The sequence below is a fragment of the Streptomyces sp. NPDC093984 genome, assembly GCF_044764595.1.
In the GTDB taxonomy this organism is placed as follows: domain Bacteria; phylum Actinomycetota; class Actinomycetes; order Streptomycetales; family Streptomycetaceae; genus Streptomyces; species Streptomyces cynarae.
On record NZ_JBIWIM010000001.1, the window covers coordinates 498,251 to 521,260 of the forward strand.

At 71.7% G+C, this 23,010-nt stretch carries 23 protein-coding genes; 11 read left to right on the plus strand and 12 right to left on the minus strand.

Annotated elements, in window-relative coordinates:
• Nucleotides 1-125 precede the first annotated feature (125 nt).
• Nucleotides 126-947 (minus strand): hypothetical protein, encoded by an 822-nt coding sequence (locus tag ACIRC0_RS02350; RefSeq protein ID WP_403610111.1) that lies wholly within the window; start codon nt 945-947, stop codon nt 126-128.
• 252 nt (nt 948-1,199) lie between these two features.
• On the opposite strand from ACIRC0_RS02350, the gene ACIRC0_RS02355 reads away from it, so the two are divergent.
• From ACIRC0_RS02355 to ACIRC0_RS02370, 4 genes are all read left to right on the plus strand, one after another.
• A complete protein-coding gene (locus ACIRC0_RS02355) occupies nt 1,200-2,999 on the plus strand; it encodes an ABC transporter transmembrane domain-containing protein (protein WP_403610113.1) in 1,800 nt (599 codons plus the stop codon).
• The gene (locus ACIRC0_RS02360; protein ID WP_403610115.1) at nt 2,996-4,777 is read left to right on the plus strand and encodes an ABC transporter ATP-binding protein; all 1,782 of its coding nucleotides are present in this window, start codon (nt 2,996-2,998) and stop codon (nt 4,775-4,777) included. The genes ACIRC0_RS02355 and ACIRC0_RS02360 overlap by 4 nt, the downstream gene beginning before the upstream one ends.
• A gap of 332 nt (nt 4,778-5,109) precedes the next feature.
• Nucleotides 5,110-5,580 (plus strand): DUF5709 domain-containing protein, encoded by a 471-nt coding sequence (locus ACIRC0_RS02365; RefSeq protein WP_403610117.1) that lies wholly within the window; start codon nt 5,110-5,112, stop codon nt 5,578-5,580.
• A 36-nt stretch (nt 5,581-5,616) separates the two neighbouring features.
• Nucleotides 5,617-5,889 (plus strand): type B 50S ribosomal protein L31, encoded by a 273-nt coding sequence (locus ACIRC0_RS02370; RefSeq protein ID WP_200420199.1) that lies wholly within the window; start codon nt 5,617-5,619, stop codon nt 5,887-5,889.
• 41 nt (nt 5,890-5,930) lie between these two features.
• Here the strand turns inward: ACIRC0_RS02370 and ACIRC0_RS02375 are convergent, their stop codons facing one another.
• On the minus strand, nt 5,931-6,725 hold the full coding sequence (locus ACIRC0_RS02375) for a metal-dependent hydrolase (protein WP_403610121.1): 795 nt from the start codon (nt 6,723-6,725) through the stop codon (nt 5,931-5,933).
• 145 nt (nt 6,726-6,870) lie between these two features.
• Between ACIRC0_RS02375 and ACIRC0_RS02380 the strand changes: the two genes are divergently transcribed.
• Together ACIRC0_RS02380 and ACIRC0_RS02385 are read left to right on the plus strand one after the other, a co-directional pair.
• A complete protein-coding gene (locus ACIRC0_RS02380; RefSeq protein ID WP_403610123.1) occupies nt 6,871-9,384 on the plus strand; it encodes a DUF3516 domain-containing protein in 2,514 nt (837 codons plus the stop codon).
• A gap of 19 nt (nt 9,385-9,403) precedes the next feature.
• Nucleotides 9,404-10,276, plus strand: a complete 873-nt coding sequence (locus tag ACIRC0_RS02385) for an acyl-CoA thioesterase (protein ID WP_403610125.1) — start codon at nt 9,404-9,406, stop codon at nt 10,274-10,276.
• Between the two features lie 47 nt (nt 10,277-10,323).
• Here the strand turns inward: ACIRC0_RS02385 and ACIRC0_RS02390 are convergent, their stop codons facing one another.
• Both ACIRC0_RS02390 and ACIRC0_RS02395 read right to left on the minus strand, forming a co-directional pair.
• Nucleotides 10,324-11,409, minus strand: a complete 1,086-nt coding sequence (locus tag ACIRC0_RS02390) for a DUF6397 family protein (RefSeq protein WP_403610127.1) — start codon at nt 11,407-11,409, stop codon at nt 10,324-10,326.
• 127 nt (nt 11,410-11,536) lie between these two features.
• The gene (locus ACIRC0_RS02395; protein WP_403610130.1) at nt 11,537-11,950 is read right to left on the minus strand and encodes a roadblock/LC7 domain-containing protein; all 414 of its coding nucleotides are present in this window, start codon (nt 11,948-11,950) and stop codon (nt 11,537-11,539) included.
• Between the two features lie 94 nt (nt 11,951-12,044).
• On the opposite strand from ACIRC0_RS02395, the gene ACIRC0_RS02400 reads away from it, so the two are divergent.
• A complete protein-coding gene (locus ACIRC0_RS02400; protein WP_403610133.1) occupies nt 12,045-12,473 on the plus strand; it encodes a PPOX class F420-dependent oxidoreductase in 429 nt (142 codons plus the stop codon).
• 28 nt (nt 12,474-12,501) lie between these two features.
• Here ACIRC0_RS02400 and ACIRC0_RS02405 read toward each other — a convergent pair whose 3' ends face one another.
• The 5 genes from ACIRC0_RS02405 to ACIRC0_RS02425 form a co-directional block, all read right to left on the minus strand.
• Nucleotides 12,502-13,107 (minus strand): ATP/GTP-binding protein, encoded by a 606-nt coding sequence (locus ACIRC0_RS02405; protein ID WP_200420205.1) that lies wholly within the window; start codon nt 13,105-13,107, stop codon nt 12,502-12,504.
• A gap of 195 nt (nt 13,108-13,302) precedes the next feature.
• Nucleotides 13,303-13,716 carry a DUF742 domain-containing protein gene (locus ACIRC0_RS02410; RefSeq protein ID WP_403610137.1) on the minus strand — a complete coding sequence of 138 codons (414 nt, stop codon included), beginning with the start codon at nt 13,714-13,716 and terminating at the stop codon, nt 13,303-13,305.
• A gap of 19 nt (nt 13,717-13,735) precedes the next feature.
• Complete coding sequence (locus tag ACIRC0_RS02415; RefSeq protein WP_403610139.1) at nt 13,736-14,173, minus strand: roadblock/LC7 domain-containing protein; 438 nt, start codon at nt 14,171-14,173, stop codon at nt 13,736-13,738.
• Entirely contained in the window at nt 14,170-16,698 is a 2,529-nt protein-coding gene (locus ACIRC0_RS02420) for a nitrate- and nitrite sensing domain-containing protein (RefSeq protein WP_403610141.1), read from the minus strand. The genes ACIRC0_RS02415 and ACIRC0_RS02420 overlap by 4 nt, the downstream gene beginning before the upstream one ends.
• A 47-nt stretch (nt 16,699-16,745) precedes the next feature.
• Nucleotides 16,746-17,519, minus strand: coding sequence for an MHYT domain-containing protein (locus ACIRC0_RS02425; RefSeq protein ID WP_403612650.1), 774 nt, complete (start codon nt 17,517-17,519; stop codon nt 16,746-16,748).
• 152 nt (nt 17,520-17,671) lie between these two features.
• On the opposite strand from ACIRC0_RS02425, the gene ACIRC0_RS02430 reads away from it, so the two are divergent.
• Nucleotides 17,672-18,271: a class I SAM-dependent methyltransferase gene (locus ACIRC0_RS02430; protein ID WP_403610143.1), complete on the plus strand. Its 600-nt coding sequence runs from the start codon at nt 17,672-17,674 to the stop codon at nt 18,269-18,271.
• Nucleotides 18,272-18,348: 77 nt separating this feature from the next.
• Here the strand turns inward: ACIRC0_RS02430 and ACIRC0_RS02435 are convergent, their stop codons facing one another.
• Nucleotides 18,349-19,257 carry an oxygenase MpaB family protein gene (locus tag ACIRC0_RS02435; RefSeq protein WP_403610145.1) on the minus strand — a complete coding sequence of 303 codons (909 nt, stop codon included), beginning with the start codon at nt 19,255-19,257 and terminating at the stop codon, nt 18,349-18,351.
• A gap of 97 nt (nt 19,258-19,354) precedes the next feature.
• On the opposite strand from ACIRC0_RS02435, the gene ACIRC0_RS02440 reads away from it, so the two are divergent.
• From ACIRC0_RS02440 to ACIRC0_RS02450, 3 genes are all read left to right on the plus strand, one after another.
• On the plus strand, nt 19,355-19,654 hold the full coding sequence (locus ACIRC0_RS02440; RefSeq protein WP_403610147.1) for a hypothetical protein: 300 nt from the start codon (nt 19,355-19,357) through the stop codon (nt 19,652-19,654).
• A 131-nt stretch (nt 19,655-19,785) separates the two neighbouring features.
• Nucleotides 19,786-20,628, plus strand: a complete 843-nt coding sequence (locus ACIRC0_RS02445) for a hypothetical protein (RefSeq protein WP_403610149.1) — start codon at nt 19,786-19,788, stop codon at nt 20,626-20,628.
• A 149-nt stretch (nt 20,629-20,777) separates the two neighbouring features.
• The gene (locus ACIRC0_RS02450) at nt 20,778-22,154 is read left to right on the plus strand and encodes a tannase/feruloyl esterase family alpha/beta hydrolase (protein ID WP_403610151.1); all 1,377 of its coding nucleotides are present in this window, start codon (nt 20,778-20,780) and stop codon (nt 22,152-22,154) included.
• A gap of 4 nt (nt 22,155-22,158) precedes the next feature.
• Here ACIRC0_RS02450 and ACIRC0_RS02455 read toward each other — a convergent pair whose 3' ends face one another.
• Entirely contained in the window at nt 22,159-22,341 is a 183-nt protein-coding gene (locus ACIRC0_RS02455) for a hypothetical protein (RefSeq protein ID WP_103842773.1), read from the minus strand.
• Nucleotides 22,342-22,466: 125 nt separating this feature from the next.
• Nucleotides 22,467-22,898, minus strand: coding sequence for a hypothetical protein (locus ACIRC0_RS02460; RefSeq protein WP_403610153.1), 432 nt, complete (start codon nt 22,896-22,898; stop codon nt 22,467-22,469).
• Between the last annotated feature and the right edge of the window lie 112 nt (nt 22,899-23,010).

Here is a 23,010-nt window from a genome sequence, read left to right on the forward strand (position 1 = left end):
CCCCTGTCGTTGCGTCAGGCCTCGCGTTGCGGGCTCCCTGACCGCCTCGGCACCGGCCTGCTGAGCGACGCCCGCCTCCCCCGTCGTGGTCTCCACGGGGAGTCCGCCCGGCCCACAACGGGGCCTCACGGGGCGTCAAGGAGTTCCTCCGGTTGCTCCCAGGCCTTCAGGTGCGCCCTGTCGCCCATCACCACCACGGGCTCCTGGTCGGGATCGAGCACGCGCAGCAAGTACCTCATACCGGATTCGGGCACCGTGACACAGGCCAGCGTGCCGTCCTTGTGATCCACGTGCAGCCAGATGCCGCCGCCCTTCTCCTCGCCCTCGGGGCGGGCCGGATCGTGGGGCGGGGTGCCCCTGAGCCGGTTGTAGTCGATGGCGATGACGTAGTCGAAGGCGTTCCGGAGCGACTCGCCCCAATCCTCCGGCGCCGCGTACGACTCCCCCTGGCTGTACGGGAGCTTCGTCCCCGGATCGTCGAGGAGACCGCCCGCGTCGCTGAGCGTGAACACGCCGACCGGACTGCGCAGATCGCCCAGGTAGTGGTCCGTCGTCCAGCCCGCCTTCCCGTTGTGCCCGCGCCAGCGCCCCGACTCCTTCCAGGCCGAGCCCTCCTTCAGGTAGAGCACGACCGTGGACTCCGGAGAGTCCTCGTCGTCGCCGTAGACCACCACGACCTGACGCGACCCGTCGGGGATCCGCCGGTGCAGCCCGTCACCGACGCCCGGAATGCGGCTCGGCCCGGGCGTGGGTGCAGGTGTTCTCTCGGCCCCGTTCCCCGGAGCACCGCGAAGGGTCGGGCCGTCTCGTGTCGCATCGGGGCCTTTCGCCCGGTGGCTCTCGCCCGCCGAACCGCCGCACCCTGGCACGGACATCAGCAGCACACCGCAGGCCGCCGCCACCATCCACCTGTCCACCGCCGCACCGCGCACACCACCTGTTCGCATATGTCGTATCGTCACATCGCTTTCCAGGCCCTACCGTCCGGATGTCGGCCGTTCGGCCGCACGCGACGGCGGGACGGCGGGACGGCCGGACGGCGGGGGCCGGATCTGGCCTGCGGGGCCGGAAAACCGTTTGCTTTTGAGCGCGTTCCGACGCGAGGCTGTCACGGGTTGTCACGGGCAGGCGCGGACCCCCAGATGCTGCCCCGGCCTGCCCCGCCACCCGTTTCCGCTGACACGAGCCACTGGGACGTCATGCAGATTCACGACCTTCCGTATCCCGACCCGGGTGTGCCGGACGCACGCTCAGGTCCCCGATTCCTGTGGTGGCTCGGCCGGAACCAACTGGGCGGGCAACTGAAGTCCCTGGCCTGGGGGCTGCTCCACTTCCTGTCCGTCTGCGGGCTGCCGTTCTGCGTCGGTCTCGCCGTGCAGGCCGTCGTCGACCGGTCGGGCGCCCGGCTCGCACTGACGGGCGGACTGCTCCTGCTGTGCGGGGCCGGCATCGCGCTCGGCGACACCATGCTGCACCGCACCGCGGTCACCAACTGGATCACCGCCGCCGCGCGGGTCCAGCAACTCCTGGCGCGCAGGACGGCCCTGCTCGGCTCCGCCCTGACCCGGCGGGTGGCGGCCGGTGAGGTCGTCGCGGTCTCCACCGGCGACGTCGAGAAGATCGGCTGGTTCGTGGAGGCCGTCTCGCGGTTCAGCGCGGCCGCGCTCACCGTCGTCGCGGTCTGCGTCGCACTCGTCGTCTACCAGCCCGCGCTCGGCGTCATCGTGGCGGTGGGCGTGCCGGCGCTGGCGCTCACCGTCCTGCCGCTGCTGCCCCGGGCGACCCGGCGCGCCGACGTCCAGCGCGAGAAGGCGGGCCGCGCCACCGAGCTGGCCTCGGACACCGTCGCGGGCCTGAGGGTGCTGCGCGGCATCGGCGGCGAGGAACTGTTCCTGGAGCGCTACCGCCGGGCCTCCCAGGAGGTCCGCATCGCGGCCGTGGGCAGCGCCCGCATGTGGTCGCTGATCGCGGCGATCCAGGTGCTGATGCCGGGTCTGCTGATGATCGCGCTCGTCTGGCGCGGTGTCCAGCTGGCCCATGAGGGGCGTATCGAGGTCGGTGAGCTGGTGACCGTGTACAGCGCCGTCATGCTGCTCACCTACCCGCTGCAGCACTTCCAGGAGATCGCCATGGCGTACTCCTTCTCTCGGCCGTCCGCCCGGCGCGCGGCCCGGGTGCTGTCCCTGGAGCGCGCCACGGACGCCGCGGGCTCCCGCGAGGCGAGCCTGCCGGCCGGGGACCTGTACGACCCGCGGACCGGCCTGCTCGCGCCCGCGGGAGAGCTCACCGCCGTCGTTTGCGGCGACCCGGACGCGGCGGGGGTGCTGGCCGAACGGCTGGGCGGACACCCCGCGGAGGAGGGCACCTCGGTGCTGCTGGGCGGCGTCCCGCTGGACGAGCTGCCGCTCCAGACGGCCCGCACCGCCGTCCTCGTCCAGGACAAGGATCCGGTGCTGTTGTCCGGCTCCCTGCGCGAACTGCTCGACGTACCCGCCTCGGGCGAGGTCGGCGCCGAGGAGGCGCTCGCCGCCGCGCAGTGCGGTGATGTCCTGGACGCCCTCGTGGAGGGGTCGACGGACATCGACGACCCGATGGACGCGCGGATCACCGAGCGCGGCCGGTCCCTGTCCGGCGGCCAGCGCCAGCGGCTCGCCCTGGCCCGGTCGCTCATCACGGACCCGCAGGTGCTGGTCCTGGACGAGCCGACGTCCGCCGTCGACTCGCACACCGAGGCACGGATCGCCGAAGGGATCCGCCGCCTGCGGGCGGGTCGCACGACGGTCGTGTTCACCTCCTCACCCCTGCTCCTGGACCGAGCCGACCGGGTGGTGCTGGTGCACGAGGGAGAGGTCGCGGCGGTCGGCCTGCACCGCGACCTGGTGCACGCCGAGCCCCGGTACCGCTCGGTCGTCACCCGCGAGACCGACGACGAGGCCGCCGCGCGCGCCGACGTCCTGGCCGAACTGCACGAGCTGGAAGAGATCGAGGAGACCGCATGATCGGCGTGGCGCCACCGGCGTACGACCCGGCGGCCCCGACGACGGCGACCACTCTGCCCGTCGGCGCCCCCGCGACCGTACGCGCCTACGTGGCCGAACTGTTCCGCCGGCACCGCCGCCCCTTCCTGCTGCTCATCGCCGTGAACACGGTCTCCGTGGTCGCCTCGATGGCCGGCCCGTACCTGCTGGGCGGGCTCGTGGAACGCGTCTCGGACGGCGCCCGGGAACTCCATCTGGAACGCACCGTCGCCCTGTTCGTCGTCGCGCTCGTCGTCCAGGCGGTCTTCGTACGCCTGGTGCGGCTGCACGGCGCGGTCCTCGGCGAGCGGATGCTGGCCGACCTGCGCGAGGACTTCCTCGTACGGTCGGTAAGACTGCCGCCGGGCGTCCTGGAGCGCGCCGGGACCGGCGACCTGCTGTCCCGGATCACCACCGACATCGACCGGCTCGCCAACGCCATGCGCGAGGCCGTGCCGCAGCTCGCCATCGGCGTGGTGTGGGCCTTGCTGCTGCTCGGCGGCCTCACCGTCACAGCCCCGCCGCTGGCACCGGCCGTGCTCGTCGCGGTACCGCTGCTGGTGATCGGCTGCCGCTGGTACTTCAAGCGCGCCCCGTCCGCCTACCGCTCCGAAGCCGCCGGGTACGCCGCCGTGGCCGCGGTCCTCGCCGAGACCGTGGATGCGGGGCGCACCGTCGAGGCCCACCGCCTCGGCGAACGGCGCATCGAGCTGTCGGACCGGCGGGTCAAGGAGTGGACCGCGTGGGAGCGCTACACCCTGTGGCTGCGGTCGGTCCTCTTTCCGGTCGTCAGCGTCACACATGTCACCGTCCTGTCCTCGGTCCTGTTGATCGGTGGGGTGTTCGTCCTGCACGGCTGGATCGGCATCGGGCAGCTGACGACCGGCGCGCTCATCGCTCAGATGCTGGTCGACCCGGTGGGGCTGATCCTGCGGTGGTACGACGAGCTGCAGGTGGCCCAGGTGTCACTGGCCCGGCTCGTCGGGGTCCGCGAGATCGAGCCCGACGCGGGCGACACCTCCCTGGCGCCCGACGGCCGTGACGTGGCCGCCGAGGAGGTGCGTTTCGGCTACCGCGCGGGCGTCGACGTGCTGCACAGGGTCTCCCTGCAGGTGGCGCCCGGCACCCGCCTCGCCCTGGTAGGCCCGTCCGGCGCGGGCAAGTCGACGCTGGGCCGGCTGCTCGCCGGCATCTACGCGCCCCGGGACGGCCGCGTCACCCTCGGTGGCGCGGAGCTGTCGCGGATGTCGGCCGAGCGGGTGCGCTCGCACGTGGCCCTGGTCAACCAGGAGCACCACGTCTTCGTGGGCTCCCTGCGCGACAACCTGCTGCTGGCCCGGACGGACGCCGTCGACGCCGAGCTGTGGGCCGCCCTCGGGGCTGTGGACGCGGACGGCTGGGCGCGCGCCCTGGACGACGGCCTGGAAACCGAGGTGGGCTCCGGTGGTCTGGCGCTCACCCCGGCGCAGGCGCAGCAGATCGCGCTGGCCCGGCTGGTGCTCGCCGACCCGCACACGCTGGTCCTGGACGAGGCGACCTCCCTGCTCGATCCGCGGGCGGCCCGCCATCTGGAGCGCTCCCTGGCCCGTGTGCTGGACGGCCGCACGGTGGTCGCCATCGCGCATCGGCTGCACACCGCCCACGACGCCGACGTCATCGCCGTCGTCGAGAACGGGCGGATCAGCGAGCTGGGCAGCCACGAGGAGCTGGTCGCCGCCGACGGGGCGTACGCGGCGCTGTGGCGCTCCTGGCACGGGTGACCTCGGGCACCCGCCCGGCAGCGGTCCGGGGCAGGCGGGCAGGGATCGGCGGCCCGGGATCGGCGGCCCGGCGGGCAGTCGGTCGCCGGGACCGCTGCCGTCGCGGGTGCGCCGGTCCGCCCGCTCGCAGACGCCTGCCCCGGCCTTTCCCGGCCGCTGTCCGGCTGCCGTTGCGCGGTGCCGACGGGGGGTGGAAGTCTGGAGGTGGCACCGGCCCGGGGGACGTGCCGGAGCCGTCCGGCTCGGGAGGGCGCGGGCCGTCCGAGCGGTCCCCCGCGTCCGCGACGCGTGCATGGCGGCAATCGGTTCCGTCCCACCACCTGGAGGTATCTGTGGACAGCACCGAGGGATGGGGCGACGACGTCTACCAGCCCGACGGATCCGAGGTGCAGGACGACGCGGGGCTGCTCGACGCCGAGGACACCCTGGAGAGCGACGGCGTCACCAACCCGCTCGACCGGGGCTGGTCGCCGCCCGAGCGGCCCTGGGCGGTGGAGCACGTGGGCGTGACCGCGGCCGAGGGGCATAAGGGCGAAACCCTGGACCAGCGACTCGCCGAGGAAATCCCGGACATCTCCGTCCCGGACGACGACGGCATCGGGGACTGGTCCGACGGCGACGGGGAACCCCTGGACAACGAGGTCGGCGACGCCCGCTCCGGCCGTCTCGTCGCCCCGGACGAAGGGGCGCACGAGGACGAGGAGAACGGACTGGTCGCCACCGACGTCGGCATCGACGGCGCCGCGGCCTCGGCCGAGGAGGCGGCCGTGCACATCGTCGACGAGGACACGCTGCCCGGCTGAACGCCACCCGCCGCACGCGCCACGCAAGGAGGCCCCATGCAGCAGGACAAGCACCCCGACTACCACCCCGTCGTCTTCCGCGACCGCGCCGCGGGCTACGCCTTCCTCACCCGGTCCACCGCGACCAGTGACCAGACCATCGAGTGGGACGACGGGGCGACGTATCCGGTGGTGGACGTCGAGATCTCCTCCGAGAGCCACCCCTTCTACACGGGCAAGGCCCGCACGGTGGACACGGAGGGGCGCATCGCCCGCTTCGAGCGGCGCTACGCCAGGGGACAGGGAGCAGACGGCGACTCCGGCCAGTAGGCCGCCGCACCCGTCGAACGGCCGCCGTCCCCCAGCCGCCCTCAGATGACGTTGAGCGCCGCCGCGCAGCCCACCCCGCCCAGCAGCATGAACGCCGGCATCAGCACCTTCAGCTCGACCCAGCTGCCCGCCCGGAACCGCAGCGCCTTGGGCGGGCCCACCGGATACCAGCGCTTGCGGCCCAGGGGGATCGGCCACAGGATCGGGCAGCCGGAGACCGTCAGCGCGTCCCCGATGTCGTGCACCAGGGCGCCGAGGACGATCGGCAGGCCGAGCCACAGGTAGTGCTGGTCCGGCGCGGTGAACAGCCAGTCGGCACCGTTGCCCGGTTTGTCGAGTATGCCGGCCAGAATCCACGCGCTCGTCGCGGCCAGCAGCCACACCAGCACATCGCTGCTCGAACCGCGCGCCGCCCGCCACAGCAGTCCCTCGATGGCCAGCACCATGTGCGCGAAGAGGATGGCCAGCACGGTCCAGCGGCCGCCCGTGACGGCCGCCACGGCCGTTCCCGCCCCGATCAGCACCGCCCACAGCCAGGTGTGCGTGAGCGTGCGGTGACCGCCCGACCGGCGTGCATCGCCCGGCTTCCTGGTCGCCTTGTAGACGGCGTACGACAGCTTGTCGACGATCTCGCAGATCCAGCGGGAGAGGGGTCCGAAGGCCCGCGAGATGGTGGCCGCCTTGTGATCCAGATCCGGGGCAAGCGCGGCACCGGCGCAGATCAGCGCACCGACGAGAAGGACCGGCCAGGGCATCGGATGACCCGACGCTGCGGCGGCCGCTCCCACCCCGAGCCAGGCTGCGGCCCCCGACAGTGAGTGTGCTGGTCCCATCATGGCCGCATCCCGCCCCATTCCTCTTGTAGCGCTGTCCAGTTGTCCGTGTGCGTCGACCTACTGTCGGCGCCACAGCGTAGCGTTCATGATCTTCGGGTCGGCAGCCGATTCCCTCATCGGGTGCGAGGGCAGGCAAGATGGGGGCGTGACCCTCATCGATCAGCTCCCGCAGACCGCAGACCCCGACGCCCTCTACGAAGCCTTCGAGTCGTGGGCCGGGGAGCGCGGGCTCACCCTCTATCCGCACCAGGAGGAGGCGCTGATCGAGGTGGTCTCGGGAGCGAACGTGATCGTGTCGACTCCCACCGGATCCGGCAAGAGCATGATCGCCGCGGGCGCGCACTTCGCGGCGCTCGCCCGGGACGAGGTCACCTTCTACACCGCGCCGATCAAGGCACTCGTCTCGGAGAAGTTCTTCGAGCTGTGCAAGCTCTTCGGCACCGAGAACGTCGGCATGCTGACCGGTGACGCCTCCGTCAACGCCGACGCGCCTGTGATCTGCTGCACGGCCGAGGTCCTGGCGTCGATCGCGCTGCGCGACGGCAGGCAGGCCGACGTCGGCCAGGTCGTGATGGACGAGTTCCACTTCTACGCCGAGGGTGACCGCGGCTGGGCGTGGCAGATCCCGATCCTGGAGTTGCCGCAGGCACAGTTCATCCTGATGTCGGCGACGCTCGGCGATGTCTCGATGTTCGAGAAGGACCTGACCCGCCGCACTGGTCGCCCCACGGCGGTGGTGCGCTCGGCGACCCGTCCGGTGCCGCTCTCCTACGAGTACCGGCGCACCCCGCTCACCGAGACGCTCACCGAACTGCTGGAGACCCGGCAGGCCCCTGTCTACATCGTCCACTTCACCCAGGCGCAGGCCGTGGAACGGGCCCAGGCGCTGATGAGCATCAACATGTGCTCGCGGGAGGAGAAGGAGCAGATCGCCGAACTGATCGGCAACTTCCGCTTCACCACCAAGTTCGGCCGCAACCTCTCCCGTTACGTGCGGCACGGCATCGGCGTCCACCACGCCGGCATGCTGCCGAAGTACCGCCGCCTGGTGGAGAAGCTGGCCCAGGCCGGCCTGCTGAAGGTGATCTGCGGCACCGACACTCTGGGCGTCGGCGTCAACGTCCCCATCCGCACCGTGCTGTTCACGGCCCTGACCAAGTACGACGGCAGCCGGGTGCGCACCCTCCGCGCCCGGGAGTTCCACCAGATCGCCGGCCGCGCCGGGCGTGCCGGCTTCGACACGGCCGGCCTCGTCGTGGCACAGGCGCCGGAGCACGTCATCGAGAACGAGAAGGCGCTCGCTAAAGCCGGCGACGACCCCAAGAAGCGTCGCAAGGTGGTGCGCAAGAAGGCGCCGGAAGGCTTCGTCGGCTGGACGGACAACACCTTCGAGAAGCTGATCGCCTCCGAGCCGGAGCCGCTCACCTCCCGCTTCCGGGTCACCCACACGATGCTGCTGTCGGTGATCGCCCGCCCGGGCAACGCCTTCGAGGCGATGCGCCATCTGCTGGAGGACAACCACGAGCCCCGCAAGCAGCAGCTGCGGCACATCCGGCGGGCGATCGCGATCTACCGCTCGCTGCTGGACGGCGGCATCGTCGAGAAGCTCGACGAGCCGGACGCCACCGGCCGCATCGTGCGCCTCACGGTCGATCTCCAGCAGGACTTCGCGCTCAACCAGCCGCTGTCCACCTTCGCGCTGGCCGCGTTCGAACTCCTCGATCCCGAGTCCCCGTCCTACGCCCTCGACATGGTCTCCGTCGTCGAGTCCACGCTGGACGACCCGCGTCAGATCCTCATCGCCCAGCAGAACAAGGCGCGCGGCGAGGCCGTGGCCGCGATGAAGGCGGACGGCGTCGAGTACGAGGAGCGCATGGAGCGGCTCCAGGACGTCACCTACCCCAAGCCGCTGGAGGAGCTGCTCTTCCAGGCGTACAACACCTACCGCAAGAGCCATCCCTGGGTCGGCGACCACCCGCTCTCGCCGAAGTCGGTCATCCGCGACATGTACGAACGGGCGCTCTCCTTCACTGAGTTCGTCTCGTTCTACGAGCTGGCACGCACCGAGGGCATCGTGCTGCGCTACCTGGCCAGTGCCTACAAGGCCCTCGATCACACCGTCCCGGACGACCTGAAGTCGGACGATCTGGAGGACCTGATCGCCTGGCTGGGCGAGATGGTGCGCCAGGTCGACTCCAGCCTGCTGGACGAGTGGGAGCAGCTGGCCAACCCGGAGGAGATGACGGCCGAGGAGGCCCAGGAGAAGGCGGACGAGGTCAAGCCGGTCACCGCGAACGCGCGCGCCTTCCGGGTGCTGGTCCGCAACGCCATGTTCCGCCGCGTGGAGCTCGCCGCCCTCGACCAGATCGAGGAACTCGGCGAGATGGACGCCGAGTCCGGCTGGGACGCCGAGGCGTGGGGTGCGGCCATGGACAAGTACTGGGACGAGTACGACGAACTCGGCACCGGCCCCGATGCCCGCGGCCCCAAACTGCTGATCATCGAGGAGGAGCCCGAGAACGGGCTGTGGCGGGTCCGCCAGATCTTCGCCGATCCGAACGGCGACCACGACTGGGGCATCAGCGCCGAGATCGACCTCGCGGCCTCCGACGCGGAGGGCCGCGCCGTCGTCCGGGTCACCGACGTCGGCCAGCTGTGAGTGCAGGAGCACACCACCCATGACGAACCCAGCCGAGAGGCTCGTCGACCTGCTCGACCTCGAGCGGATCGAGGTCAACATCTTCCGTGGCCGCAGCCCCCAGGAGTCCTTGCAGCGGGTCTTCGGCGGCCAGGTGGCCGGCCAGGCCCTGGTCGCCGCCGGCCGCACCACGGACGGCGAACGGCCGGTGCACTCGCTGCACGCGTACTTCCTGCGCCCGGGCATACCGGGCGTGCCCATCGTGTACCAGGTCGAACGGGTCCGTGACGGAAGGTCCTTCACGACCCGGCGGGTCACGGCCGTGCAGCAGGGCCGCACAATCTTCAATCTGACCGCCTCCTTTCACAAGCCTGAAGAGGGGAGCTTCGAGCACCAGTTGCCGCCGGCCCGCGAGGTACCGGATCCGGAGTCGCTGCCGACGGTGGCGCAGGAGGTCAAGGAGCATCTGGGCGCGCTGCCCGAGGCGCTGGAGCGGATGGCCCGGCGTCAGCCGTTCGACATCCGCTATGTGGACCGGTTGCGCTGGAGCACCGACGAGATCAAGGACACCGAGCCACGCAGCGCGGTGTGGATGCGTGCCGTGGGGCCGCTCGGGGACGATCCGCTCGTGCACACCTGCGCGCTCACGTACGCGAGCGACATGACGCTCCTGGACGCCGTCCGCATCCCCGTCGAACCGCTCTGGGGGCCGCGGGGCTTCGACATGGCGTCGCTGGACCATGCCATGTGGTTCCACCGGCCGTTCCGCGCGGACGAGTGGTTCCTGTACGACCAGGAGTCCCCGATCGCGGTGGGTGGTCGGGGCCTTGCCCGGGGCCGCATCTACGACGTCGAGGGGCGCCTGCTCGTCTCGGTCGTCCAGGAGGGACTATTCCGCCGGCTCGAGCGGTGACGGCACGCCTGTCCCACGCCCGCGTCGGCCGGTCGCCGCGACACCGGTCAGGGGTTTCTGCGGCGCAACCACCCGAGCACGCCCCGCGACGGCGTCTGTTCATGGCGCCCGGCCATCGCCTGCCGGTCGGGCGCGGTCCCGTTGCGGGTCACAGGCTCATCCGGGATGGCCGTTTCGGTGAGGCCCGCGGTCCGGCCCAAGTCCGTGGCCCTCTGCACGGTCGTGTTCCCGCAGACCGTCGCGGCCCCGGCCCCATGGACCGGCGCAGGGCGGTGGACGGTCCCGGGCCGGCGTTCGTCGTCGGGGACTCCCGGTGACAGCCACGACGCGGGCCGCTCTCGCCGCGCCTCGATCAGCGCCCGGCCCAGGTCGGCCCGGAGCCAGCCGACCTCGTCGGGGTCGTCCGCGATCATGATCCGCGCGGCGATCCGGGCCGCGGGTGAGTCGGGCGGCCACTGCACGGACTGGGCAGGTCGCAGGCGGTACAGCTCGGCGCGCTCGTACGGATCGCGGACGACATCCGCCACGTGCGCCGGGTCCAGCAGGGACGCCACCACGGCGGCCTTCGCCCACGGGTCCTCCGTCAGCCGCAGCCGGAATCCGAGGTGCCGCCCACGCCAGTTGCGGGGCCGCAGGTCCAGCCCCGCTTCCAACTGGTCACGCAGTCCCTCCGGCGTCCGGCCGGTGAGCAGCGGCGCGTTCGCCTCCCCGGAGGCGAACTGCTTGACCTCCTCGGCCAGATACAGCCACACCACGGCACGGTAGCGGTTCAGATACCACCTCACCGGCACGATCAGCCCCAGGCGTGCGAACCGTGTGAACCGGGCGGGCGTCACGTCCATCAGGGCCGCGCCGTCCCTTGTGCCCACCGTCGCGACCCGTTCCCGAAGCGTCTCGGGGAAGCCGTCCTGGCCTCGGACCCGGTCGATCTCGGCGCGCGTGACGCGGCGACCCCCTCCCCTGTCGTCGGGTACCGTCCGCACACAGCCCAGCTGGACGGCGAGGTCCAACTCGCCGCGCCTGAGGTCCAGTTCACGTGCGGCGCGGCCCAACGCCAGCGACGGAGGCCGCGACGTGATGTCCGCGGCGCCGGTGGTTTCCGCGATGACGGGCGTGATCGTGTGTCCGGGCATGGCCGTTCTCCCCCGTGGAGTCCGCTGCGGGCGCCGTGTGCGTCCGCGTCGGAAAAGACCGTAGCCTCATCGCCGGATCCGGGAACGGGCCTGTGGAAAACTCCGCTCGCTCCTCCGTCGACGCAGGTCAGAGGTCCACTGCGGGCTTTTGCTCCCGCTCTCGCTCGGCCACGGCGAGGTGCTCCCCGACCCGGTTCACCATCAGTGTCATCTCGTAGGCGATCTGGCCGATGTCGGCCTCGGCGGCGCTGAGCACGCACAGGCAGCTTCCCGGCCCGGCCGCCGTGACGAACAGGATCGCGTCCTCGAATTCGATCATGGTCTGCCGTACCTGGCCGGCGCCGAAGTGGCGGCCTGAGCCCTTGGCCAGGCTGTGCAGACCGGACGAGACGGCGGCGAGGTGCTCGGCGTCCTCGCGCCGCAGCCCGGTGCTGGTGCCGGTCACCAGTCCGTCGTTGGACAGGACCAGCGCGTGCCGTATGGGCTCCACGCGCTCGGTCAGGTCGTCCAGGAGCCAGCCGAGCTCCGTGTTCTGCGCCATGGTCCGCTCTCCCCGTGTTGTAGCTCTCCCTGGCCGGAGGATCCGGTCAGCCAGCCTTCACCACAGCCGCCGTCCCGGCAAGCAGGATGGAGGTATGGCACAGAAGATGACCGACGAGGAATGGCGGGCCTTCGTCTCGCACGGGACCCGCACCGGAAAGCTCTCCACGGTCCGCGCCGACGGCAGCCCGCATGTGGCGCCGATCTGGTTCCTGCTGGACGGCGACGACGTGGTCTTCAACACGGGTAAGGAGACCGTGAAGGGGCGGAATCTGGCCAGGGACGGCCGGGTCGCCCTGTGTGTGGACGACGACCACCCTCCGTACGACTTCGTCGTGCTGCACGGGCGGGCCGAGTTGTCGGAGGACCTGCAGGAGGTGCGGCACTGGGCGACACGGCTCGGTGCCCGGTACATGGGTGAGGACCGGGCCGAGGAGTTCGGAGCCCGCAACGGCGTCCCGGGAGAACTCCTCGTCCGGGTACGGGTCGAGAAGGTCCTGGCCTATTCGTCCGTCGCCGAATAGCACCGGCCGGCCCTGGCCGGCTGACGCGTCAGCCGACGGAGTCGAGCAGCCGGGCGGTGTGCATCCGCCCGGCGTACTCGACGAGGCGGATCAGCACCTCCTTCCCCGAGTCGCGGTCCCGTGCGTCGCACAGCACCACCGGCGTGCCCTGGTCGAGGTCGAGGGCGCGCGACACGTCCTGGGCCGCGTGGGCGCGGGCTCCGGCGAAGCAGTTGACGGCGACCACGAAGGGGATGCGCCGGTGCTCGAAGTAGTCCACCGCCGGGAAGCAGTCCTCGAGTCGCCGGGTGTCCGCGAGCACCACGGCACCGAGGGCGCCCTGGGAGAGCTCGTCCCACAGGAACCAGAACCGGTCCTGACCCGGTGTACCGAAGAGGTAGAGCGAGAGCCCGGACCGGATGGTGATGCGCCCGAAGTCCATGGCGACGGTCGTCGTGACCTTCTGGTCCACGCCGTCGGTGTCGTCCACGGACTGGCCCGCCTCGCTCAGGAGTTCCTCGGTGCGCAGTGGCCTGATCTCGCTGACCGCGCCCACCAGGGTGGTCTTGCCCACGCCGAATCCGCCGGCGACCAGTATCTTCAACGCCAGGGCGGCCATCTCGTCCTCGGTGGCGTCGGAGTGCTCGGAGACCATCGATCACTTCTCTCGGGAGTGCCGACCACGGTCGACGTCAGTACATCCGTGCGGAGTCAGCATCATGGCAACGGCCGTGCATCCCCGGGGAGTTCGACCGCTTTTTGACCGATGCGACCACCTGTCGTCCATTCGGCGCCCGAATGGACGTACAACTCGGTACGGGTCCGGCCCGCTGTGGTTACGGTCCATCGCCTACAGCGCCCTCAGTCCCTCGATGACCTCGCGCAGAATCCGTTCGTCAGGAAGTTGGGCCGGCGGTACGGGGCGGCAGACCGTCACGCACCCCAACTCCAGGAGGTCCCCGAGGAGCACTCGGACGACACCCACGGGCAGGTCGGCCCCCGCGGCGAGTTCGGCGACGGACTGCGTCTCGATGCGGCAGAGGTCGATGAGGGCCCGGTGTTCCGGGCCCAGCGCGGCGTCGTCGTCGAGGTTCGGTGCCCCGGGATCGAGCGAGACGAGGGCGATGAGGTCGAAGCGCACCCCGGTGGGGCCTGGTTTGGTGCGGCCGCCCGTCATCGCGTAGGGCCGCACGAGGGGGCCCGCCTCGTGGTCGTACCACTGGCTGCCCGGCTGGTACGGGACGCCTGTCCTGTCCTCGGTCATCTGCGACCGCCCTTGGTCCTCATCCGGCGGCGGGCGGTCGCGCGCCCACCCTGGGCGCGGTGTAGAGGTGCTCGCCGACGCGTTTGACCAGTCGTGCCATCTCGTACGCCACCAGGCCGATGTCGGCGGTAACGGCGGTGAGGACGGCCAGGCAGGAGCCGTCGCCCGCGGCCGCCACGAAGAGGAAGCCGTCGTCCATCTCCACCATGGTCTGCCGTACACCGCCCGCACCGAAGTGGCGGCCCGCGCCCTTGGCGAGGCTGTGGAAGCCGGAGGCGACGGCCGCCAGGTGTTCCGCGTCCTCCCGGCTGAGGCCGGTGGAGGCGCCGACCGCCAGACCGTCGTTCGACAGCACCACGGCGTGCCGGACTTCGTTCACGCGTACCACCAGGTCGTCCAGCAGCCAGTCGAGTTCACCCGACCGCTGGGCGGCCCTCATGCTCGGGTCCTGGATCATGCGGGGTCTCCTTCGCTGCTGTCGCCGGCGGGTCGGGCGGCCGGTCCGGGTGCGCGGCCACCGCCGCGTGCCCAGCCGTCTCGGTAGGCCGCCATGCGGTCCCGTACCACTTCGGGGGTGCGCTCGTCGTCGCGCCGGGAGCCGGGAGCGCTTGTCGCGCCATCCTCCGCGCGTCGGTCGCGCAGCTGGGGGGCGAGGCTTGCCTGCCGTACCCGTCGCGGGAGGTCGTCGGATGCCTCGGGGTCGTCGGCGGTGCGGTGCAGCCTCAGGGGCGCGACTCCTGGGGGACGGTTCTCGGGCGGCAGGTCGGCGGAGTGTTCCGCTCCGACCCGGGCGGAACGTGCCAGCGCGGGCCGTTCCACGACCTGCGCCACGGGCTCCCTTTGCGGCGGGACCGCGGCCACACGCGCGTACTCGTGGTCCTCGTCCCGCTCGGTGTCCGCCGTACGAGGGGGGGGTTCCGCTGCGCCGCTGTGCAGCAGGGCGGTCGGCAGGAGGACGACGGCGGTGGTGCCGCCGTAGGGCGAGGTGCGCAGGTGCACCTTGATGCCATGCCGGGAGGAGAGCCTGCTGACCACGAAGAGGCCGAGCCGGTCGCTGTCGAACAGGTCGAGCGCCTCGGACTGTTCGATGCGCCGATTGGCCTCGGTGAGGGTCTCCTTGCCCATGCCGAGCCCCCGGTCCTCGATCTCGACGGCGTAGCCGTTGCCGACGGGCTCTCCGTTGACGCGCACGCGCGTGTGGGGTGGCGAGAACTGTGCGGCGTTCTCGATGAGTTCGGCGAGGAGGTGCGTGAGGTCGGCGACCGCGGTGCCGATGACGAAGGCCTCGGGGAGTTGCCGTACCTCCACGCGCGCGTAGTCCTCGATCTCGGAGACCGCGGCCCGTACCACGTTGGTCAGCGAGACGGGCCTGCGCCAGGCGCGGCCGGGTGCCGCGCCGGAGAGGATGATGAGGCTCTCGGCGTGGCGGCGCATCCGCGTGGTCAGGTGGTCGAGCCGGAACAGGTCGCTCAGTTCGCTCGGATCATCGGAGCGGCGCTCCATGCTGTCGAGCAGGTTGAGCTGGCGGTGCACCAGGACCTGGCTGCGCCGTGCGAGGTTGACGAACACCCCGGAGATTCCGCTGGCGAGTTCCGCGCGTTCGACGGCGGCGCGCAGGGCGGCGCGGTGCACGATGCCCAGGGCCTCGGCGACCTGCCCGGTCTCGTCCTCGGCGGGCGGGCCGCCGGGCGCCTCGGCGTCGACGTCGATCTCCTCCCCTGCGCGCAGCTTGCGCATGGCCTGAGGGAGTTTGTGGCGTGCGATCTCCAGCGCGCTGTTGCGCAGGCTCACCAGTTCGACGACGAGTCCTCGCCCGATGCGTACGGAGATGACGAGCGACGCGGCGACGGCGACGAGGCCGAGCAGGACGGCTGCGCCGGCCGGTGTGAGCACGCCGCGGGTGAACGGGTCGGCCTGGCGTGCGACGCTCCGGCCCGCCTCCGCCTCGATGGTCCGCATGCCGTCCTGCACGTGCGCGTGTGCCGGGTTCCAGGCGGTTTCGGGGGCGGCCGCGACGGCCGAGGCACCGGTCCGTCTGGCAAGCACCCTGTCCTCCATGGCGCCGATGCCGGCGTACTCGCTGCCCTTCGCCAGCAGGTTCCAGGAGGTGCGCTCGGCGCCGCGCAGATCGGCGACGGCGGACGCGGTCAGGGTGCGGCGCGTGTCGACGGCGCCGGTGAACAGCCTGAGCCGGTCGCCGTCAAGGCTCCGCGCCAGGCGAGCGCCGGCCAGGACGGCGTCCTCCTGGGCTAGCGACTCGCCCGCGCGGGAGAACTCGAGCAGCACGCGCGCGTCGGAGCCGAGGTCGGCGTCCTGTACACCGGTGAGCGCACCGCCCACCTGGAAGGCGGTGGCGATGGTCCTCGTGTACTGCTCGTACACCTCCTTCCAGCCGGCCCGACGGGCGAGTAGGTCGCCGCGCAGGGACCGCAGGTGTTCGGCCCCGGTCACGAAGGACTGGAGACGGCCCGAGACGCCGGAGGGAAGGTCGGTGCCGTCGGCGACGGTGTGGTGGCCGCCGAGCCTCAGTGCGGCCACGGCCCGGTCGGTGCGTCCCGCGAGAGCTTGCAGATCGCTCTGCTGCTGGACGGCGGGATCGGTGGCATAGCGCACGGCGGCGACGCGCTCCTCCTGGAGCGCGGCCACGGCGTCGGCGACCGGCACGCGCACGGTGGAGTCCACTCGCTGCAGCTGGCGCAGCCGGGCGACGTCCTGGGCGGTGCTGACGGTGGCGTAGGCCCACAGGGCGATCAGGGAGATCACGGGCACCATGAGCAGGCAGACGATCTTCGCCCGGACGGTGCGCGGCCGTATGCGCCACCGTCCCGCCCGTACGGCGGTGCCGGGCGGTTCCGTGCCGCTTACCTCGTCGGCCCCGGCACGCTCGTCGGCCGGCGGGCCGGCGTGTGCACGGCGGCCGCGCGCCGGTGGCCTGGGCGGCGGCTCGGCGCCGGCCGCGGGTGTCCTACGGGGTGTTCGCATGGCCTTCTCACTCGGAGTGTGTCGCGACATGTGGTCCGTGGCCCTGGTCAGCGGGCGGCGTTCTCGAGCGGCCGCTGGGCCGACGCGGAGGCCTCGCGCTCCCCGGCGGTCGGCGACAGTGCGACGAACGCCGAGGTCAGGAAGAGGTAGGACCCGAGGCCGACGGCGAGGGGGAAGATGAACTGCATCGCCGTGGCCCCGGGCAGGACCTCGCCGGACGGGGTCACATCGACGCTCACCGCGAACATCCCGGTGTAGTGCATGCTGCTGACCGCCGCGCCCATGACGAGCGAGGCGACGGTGACCGCGATGGGCGACTTGATGTTGAGGGCCGCCCACAGGGCCGCCGTCGCCGCGACCACGGCGATCAGCACGGAGAGCGCGACGAGCACCGGGTCGTAGTGCACCGCCCCGTGCAGCCGCAGCGCCGCCATACCGAGGTAGTGCATGCTCGCCACCCCGAGACCGGTGGTGAGCCCGCCGAGGAAGAGCGCCCGGGGGCGGCCACCGCCGTAGCCGACGGCGAACACGCCGACGCCCACGACGATCATGGCGACGAGCAGGCTGAGGATGGTCAGCGGCACGTCGTAGCGGATCTCGGTCCCGGTGACGGCGAAACCGAGCATGGCCACGAAGTGCATGGTCCAGATGCCGGTGCCGATGGCCGAGGCCGCGGTGACGAGCCAGTTGCGACGCGACCTGCCGGTGGCGCCGAGCGCACGGACCGTGCAGCGCAGCCCGAGGGCGGCGCCTATGCACGCCATCACGTACGACAGCACGGGGGTCAGCCAGCCGAATGCGGCGTGGTCCAGGTGTCCCATGGCCACGGGACGCTAGCCCGGGCGGAGGGGCGCAAAGGGGGCGCATTTCGAAAGCTGATGAAATCTGACGCAGACGAGACACGGAACGATCGCGTCATGCTCGAACATGTGCACAGAGACATCCCTCGTGAAGGTGAGGGATCATGCGGAGCATGAGCGACGTCCATACACACGTCCAGGAGTTCTTCACCGCGCGAGCGGCCGACTGGGACGCGAAGTTCCCCGACGACGACCCGGCGTACGCCGCGGCGGTCGCAGCTCTCGGCCTGCGCGAGGGAGACCGGGTGCTCGACGCGGGCTGCGGTACGGGGCGGGCTCTGACGCCGCTGCGTGCGGCCGTGGGACCCTCGGGTCTGGTCCTGGGCGCCGATCTCACCCCGGCGATGCTTCAGGCAGCGGTACGGGCCGGACGGGACCGCGACGGCCTGTTGCTGCTTGCCGACGTGGCCGCGCTTCCGCTGCGCACGGAGTCCCTGGACGCGGTCTTCGCGGCAGGGCTGATCGCGCATCTCCCCCACCCGGCCGAGAACCTGCGTGAGCTGGCGCGCGTGGTGCGGCCCGGCGGACTGCTCGCGCTCTTCCACCCGGTCGGACGGGCGGCCCTCGCGGCCCGCCAGGGCCGGCGGATCACCCCCGCCGATCTGCGCGCCGAGGCCAACCTCGGTCCGCTGCTGGCCGGCTCCGGCTGGCGCATGACGTCGTACGTCGACGAGGACACCCGCTTCCTCGCCCTGGCCGTCCGCGAGGGCTGAGTCTCAGCCCTCGCCGCGCAACGACGCTGCGTCGCGAAGAGCGCGTCGTATGCGACGGTGCGCTCGACGTGCCCGACTCACTCCGTGGGGGAGATCGTTGAGGAGGCCCCTGCCTGCCGGACCGGGCAGCCCTTGACCCCGGGGACCGGACGGGTGCCCAGGTCGGCGATGCGGTAGCCGTTCGGGTAGCCCTTGATCTCCCAGTTCTGCCGTGCGTGGTGGGGAGTCCGGCGCGGGGGCATGAGGCGGACGAGGCGGCCGCGGGCTCGGACCGCACGGCGTACCCACGCGCGCGTGGCGGCGCTCGGTGGCTCGTACCGGAAGGCCCGCAGGAGCGAGTCGTCGAGCAGGGAGAGTGTCGCCCGGCGCAGGACCGGTGCGAGGGGGCGCGGATACCAGGAGGCCATCAGGTCCAGGGTCGCGTCGGACACACGCCGGGCTTGCGGGTCCCAGGCGAAGTGGGCGGCCTCATAGGCGTCCTGGCAGGCCTCGAACTCCTCATAGGTCCCGGGGATGTCCTTGATGCCCATGTGCCGCCCCAGGGTGCGGTAGTGGACGGCGGAGGCGACGGTCTCGTGCCGGGACAGCCGGCGCCATCCGTAGGCGTCGATCCACCGCTTGGGCATCACCACGAAAGTGCACAGCACGTACCTCATGTCGTCGTTGCTGATGTCGTAGCTGCGGTGCATCTGGTTGATGCGGCGGATCGCGGTGCGCCCCTCGTCGCTGTCGAAGCCGTGCTCCACAACGGTGTCGAGGAGCAGCGAGGTGTCGTCGTACCGCTTCTGTGTGCGGTCGGTGAGCTCCCTTGTCTCGGCGAGCAGCCGACCGATGCCGGGGACGGCGTACGTACGGTAGAGCGCAAGTTCCAGGGCGCGGGTGTAGTCCCAGGGGAACTCGTACGCGGAACTGAGCCGGTAGATCTCCAGGGCGTCCTTCTCGGGGTGCAGACGCCGGATCTGTTCCAGCCGATCGAACCGCTTCACCGTTCGTCCCCTTCTGCCACGGTGACTCCAACCCTACGTTGAAGAGCAGCACATGCACGTCGGCGAAGGCAACCACACAGGGGGAAGGTGGCTTGGCATGTTCGACAGGATCCGCACATCGGTGGGCAGACTCGTCGACAAGTCTTCGCGCGCGCGGGCGGCCGCGGCCGGGGGCAAGCGCACACACAACCTGTTCGAGGCGGCAGCCGCCTATGTGTCGGCGTGCGCCGAGGACGACCAGGACCGGATGGACGAGGCCGCGGGGTGGGTCTCGCCGGAGGCCCTGTCGTTCGGTGTGACGGAGCTTGCCTGCCGTGCGCTGATCGCTCTCGCACGGGAGCGCGACGACTCTCCGCGGGCGGTCGCACGGACGCTCCTCGGCCTGCCTGCCGCCTGACGCCGGAACTCGCCGGGTGCTTTCGCCCCGTCCGGCCGGAGACGTGCGGTTCCTTCCGCGATTCGCAGTCGTGACAACCGGCTCGCGGGCGCATTAAGGTGCGCCGACGAACCACGGATCGGGAGGACGGCATGACCGGGACGGACGAGGCCTCCGTCGCCGCCACGGACGACGCGCTGTATGTACTGACGGCGATTCTGCTGACGCCCGCGCAGTTCCCGAGCGTGCTGGGCGACGACTATCCGGAGGCCTGCGCGGCGCTCGGTCTGCCGCCCGTGCTGGACGGGTACGGCCTGGTGCTCGGCCAGGACGGCGACGGTGCGCGCTGGACGGTGGTCGTCGACGACGTGTCGCTGGTGGCCGTGGCGATCGCGTCCTGGGACTGCGGCATGGAGTACGACCTGTCGCCCGACGAGCGCACGGTCGTCGCCGCGCTGCCGGGCTGGCCGCTGGCCGTGGCCGTCGCGGCGCCCGGTGTGCCCGCCCCGCACGACCCGGCACCGGAGGACGCCGACCGTGAGCCGCTCTCCCCACCGGACACCGACACCTGGGGTCCGGCGCAACGCCGCCTGGGCGCCGACCAGATCGCGCTCCAGTGGGCCGTGTGGCGAGACCAGATCGACGCCGCCGACTTCGCACCCGTGGACGGCGCGGAGCCGGCGGCCGAAGGTGGCGAGCCCGAAAACGGCAAGCCCGCCGGCGGGGCCCGCAGCGCGATACATCGCGCGCTTGACGAGGCGCACGGGTATGTGGACTCCCCTCCGCCGCCGGGCCGTGTCCGTTCCTCGTTCGCACCCGGTGACGCGCGCCTGTTGCGTGCCGACGGGCCCGGCTGGTCCATGGTGGCCAGGACCGACGACATCGCGTTCTTCCTCCTCGACGAGAAGCCCGGAGAGGTGATCCCGGTGGGCCGGGGGGCGCAGTTGCCCGGACTGCTGGAGGGCCTCGACAAGGTGGCGGCACGTCCGGCCTGAGGCGGGACAACGGGGTGCAGTGAGCATGGGCTGCGTTGTGAGCCCCCATACGGCCGTCTGCGCCCATGTGGCCCACACCTATGGTCGGCGAACTTCCGTGGTCGCAGCATGGTCAGCCCCGTGCTCCCGTCCTGCCCCGGAGGTCCCTCATGCGCCTGTCTCGTCGCGTCGCGTTGTGCGCCGCCGCTCTGCTCGTCTCGGCTCTCCCCGGCCGCGCGGCGGCGGGCGACGGTGGCCATTGCGGACCCCAGGAGCGGATACGGGTACCTGGTGCGGCGTTCCAACAGAGCGCCTGCCTGGGCGATATGACGACGGCGGGGCTCGCGGGAACGCCGTACACGGACATGACCGACCAGGCGGGCCTGACCGCCGCGGCCACCCGCAATCCGGCCGGTGTGCCGGGGCTGCAGATCGACGGCTACTTCCCGGACGACTCGCACTTCAACACCACGCACGGCTGGCGGCACGACGCCCAGTTCGTGATCCGGCTCCCCGACCGGTGGAACGGCGGCCTCGTCGTCACGGGCGCCCCCGGTACGCGTCGGCAGTACGCGACCGACACGGCGATCTCCGACCGGGTGCTGGCGCAGGGCTACGCGTACGCGGCCACCGACAAGGGCAACAGCGGGCCCGACTTCTACCGCGACGGAACCCGCCCCGGTGACGCCGTAGCCGAGTGGAACCGGCGCACGACGCAGCTCACGCTGGCCGCCAAGCGGGTGGTGGCGCAACGCTACGGGCGGGTCCCTCGGCGCACGTACATGACCGGGATCTCCAACGGCGGCTACCTGACGCGCTGGCAGTTGGAGCACCACCCCGAGCTGTACGACGGCGGGGTGGACTGGGAGGGCGCCCTGTGGACGGCCGACGGCCCGAACCTGCTGACGTCGCTGCCGGTGGCCGTGGCCCGCATGCTGGGCTCCGCCCGGGACGAGGATCTGTACGCGGCCGGGTTCGCCCGAGGGTCCGAGTTCCTGTGGCCGTACCACGAGAAGGCGTACTGGGGCATCACGCAGAAGATCTACCGGGCCGAGTTCGACCCCGCGTACGACCCCACCTGCCCCGGTGCGTCCGCCGGGTCGACGGCGGAGCAGATCCTGGCGCCCTGTCCTTCGGACGCGGCCTACGACTATGCGGCGCGACCCGCGTCCGTGCACCGGGCGGTCGCCCGGGTCGCCCTCACGGGACGGATCGGCAAACCGCTGATCACGCTGCACGGCGACCTGGACGCCCTGCTGCCCAAGAGCGCGGACTCCGACGTGTACGCGCGCATGGTGCGAGAGGCCGGTCGCGGAGCGCTGCACCGCTTCTACACCGTCGCCGGCGGTACACACGTCGATGGCCTGTACGACTCCTATCCCGACCGGCTCAGGCCGATTCTGCCGTGCTACCGGGCGGCCTTCGACGCGCTCACCACATGGGTCGAGCGGGGCGAGCGGCCGCCCGCGGACCGTACCGTCGGCAGGCCCGCGGGCGGCGATGTGGTCAACTCCTGCGCACTGACGGGATCCCGGGCCGACCGCTGACCTCTCAGCGGCCGAGCTCCTTCCGCGCCACTCGGCGCAGCCTGCGCCGCTGCGACGGGTCCAGGGTGAAGTACGCGGCCGCCGGGACTCCCAGCACGATCAGGAGGGCGGCCCACCACGGCAGCCATATCCACAGGATGAGTCCGGCCAGCACTCCCCCGGTGGCGATCTTCGCGTTCCTCGACATGTGTCGCCTCCTTCGCGGCCACTGCCGCTCCATGTTCTGAGAACGGGTGCCTGCTGCGTGCGGTTCCGGGCCCGGACCCTGAGACAACCCTGAGCCCCGCCCCTGAGCCATCCCTGAGAGAGCCCTCAGGGGGCGGCCGCGACCTCTGTGTGCGTCGACGGTGCGGCGGCCGGGGCCGCGAAGAGTGACTCCAGGTCGCTCGGAAAGCCGCTGGGAAGCACGCTGGGCCACCCCGACGGCAGCCTCGTCGGGAGGTCCGGAGGGAGGTCCGAGGGGAGCTTCGAGGGCAGTGCGGTGGGCAGTCCCGTCGGGAGGCCCAGGGACGGGACAGGTGCACGGCTTGTGCTCGCGCCGCTCTCGGTGGGCGATTTCCGCTGCGACGCGCCTCCGCTGTTGACCACGAGGACCACGGCGATGATTCCGAGGGCCACGATCGCGGCGAGTGTCAGAAAGAGGCCGGCGCGGCGGCGGACGGGCGCGCCGGGTGGTCCGGGCGGCGGCTGGAACGGCGGGCCGAACCCGGTGTGGTCCGAGGGTGGCGTGTCTCCCGGGGGCATGGCCATACGGTCAACAGTCGCCCCGGACCGCTCATGGCGGGACCCCCGCGCGGCTGTCGATACGGACTCATGCCATGGACGGCACGAGTCCGGGACATTCCGCGCGAGGGCG

Coding starts and splice junctions, on each gene's coding strand:
- ACIRC0_RS02400 (WP_403610133.1), top strand. CDS start 12,045: ATGGCACAGAAGATGACCGACGAGGAATGGCGGGCCTTCGTCTCGCAC.
- ACIRC0_RS02420 (WP_403610141.1), bottom strand. CDS start 16,698: ATGCGAACACCCCGTAGGACACCCGCGGCCGGCGCCGAGCCGCCGCCC.
- ACIRC0_RS02410 (WP_403610137.1), bottom strand. CDS start 13,716: ATGACCGAGGACAGGACAGGCGTCCCGTACCAGCCGGGCAGCCAGTGG.
- ACIRC0_RS02390 (WP_403610127.1), bottom strand. CDS start 11,409: ATGCCCGGACACACGATCACGCCCGTCATCGCGGAAACCACCGGCGCC.
- ACIRC0_RS02445 (WP_403610149.1), top strand. CDS start 19,786: ATGACCGGGACGGACGAGGCCTCCGTCGCCGCCACGGACGACGCGCTG.
- ACIRC0_RS02460 (WP_403610153.1), bottom strand. CDS start 22,898: ATGCCCCCGGGAGACACGCCACCCTCGGACCACACCGGGTTCGGCCCG.
- ACIRC0_RS02415 (WP_403610139.1), bottom strand. CDS start 14,173: ATGATCCAGGACCCGAGCATGAGGGCCGCCCAGCGGTCGGGTGAACTC.
- ACIRC0_RS02450 (WP_403610151.1), top strand. CDS start 20,778: ATGCGCCTGTCTCGTCGCGTCGCGTTGTGCGCCGCCGCTCTGCTCGTC.
- ACIRC0_RS02355 (WP_403610113.1), top strand. CDS start 1,200: ATGCAGATTCACGACCTTCCGTATCCCGACCCGGGTGTGCCGGACGCA.
- ACIRC0_RS02430 (WP_403610143.1), top strand. CDS start 17,672: ATGAGCGACGTCCATACACACGTCCAGGAGTTCTTCACCGCGCGAGCG.
- ACIRC0_RS02425 (WP_403612650.1), bottom strand. CDS start 17,519: ATGGGACACCTGGACCACGCCGCATTCGGCTGGCTGACCCCCGTGCTG.
- ACIRC0_RS02350 (WP_403610111.1), bottom strand. CDS start 947: ATGCGAACAGGTGGTGTGCGCGGTGCGGCGGTGGACAGGTGGATGGTG.
- ACIRC0_RS02440 (WP_403610147.1), top strand. CDS start 19,355: ATGTTCGACAGGATCCGCACATCGGTGGGCAGACTCGTCGACAAGTCT.
- ACIRC0_RS02405 (WP_200420205.1), bottom strand. CDS start 13,107: ATGGTCTCCGAGCACTCCGACGCCACCGAGGACGAGATGGCCGCCCTG.
- ACIRC0_RS02370 (WP_200420199.1), top strand. CDS start 5,617: ATGCAGCAGGACAAGCACCCCGACTACCACCCCGTCGTCTTCCGCGAC.
- ACIRC0_RS02455 (WP_103842773.1), bottom strand. CDS start 22,341: ATGTCGAGGAACGCGAAGATCGCCACCGGGGGAGTGCTGGCCGGACTC.
- ACIRC0_RS02360 (WP_403610115.1), top strand. CDS start 2,996: ATGATCGGCGTGGCGCCACCGGCGTACGACCCGGCGGCCCCGACGACG.
- ACIRC0_RS02395 (WP_403610130.1), bottom strand. CDS start 11,950: ATGGCGCAGAACACGGAGCTCGGCTGGCTCCTGGACGACCTGACCGAG.
- ACIRC0_RS02375 (WP_403610121.1), bottom strand. CDS start 6,725: ATGATGGGACCAGCACACTCACTGTCGGGGGCCGCAGCCTGGCTCGGG.
- ACIRC0_RS02385 (WP_403610125.1), top strand. CDS start 9,404: ATGACGAACCCAGCCGAGAGGCTCGTCGACCTGCTCGACCTCGAGCGG.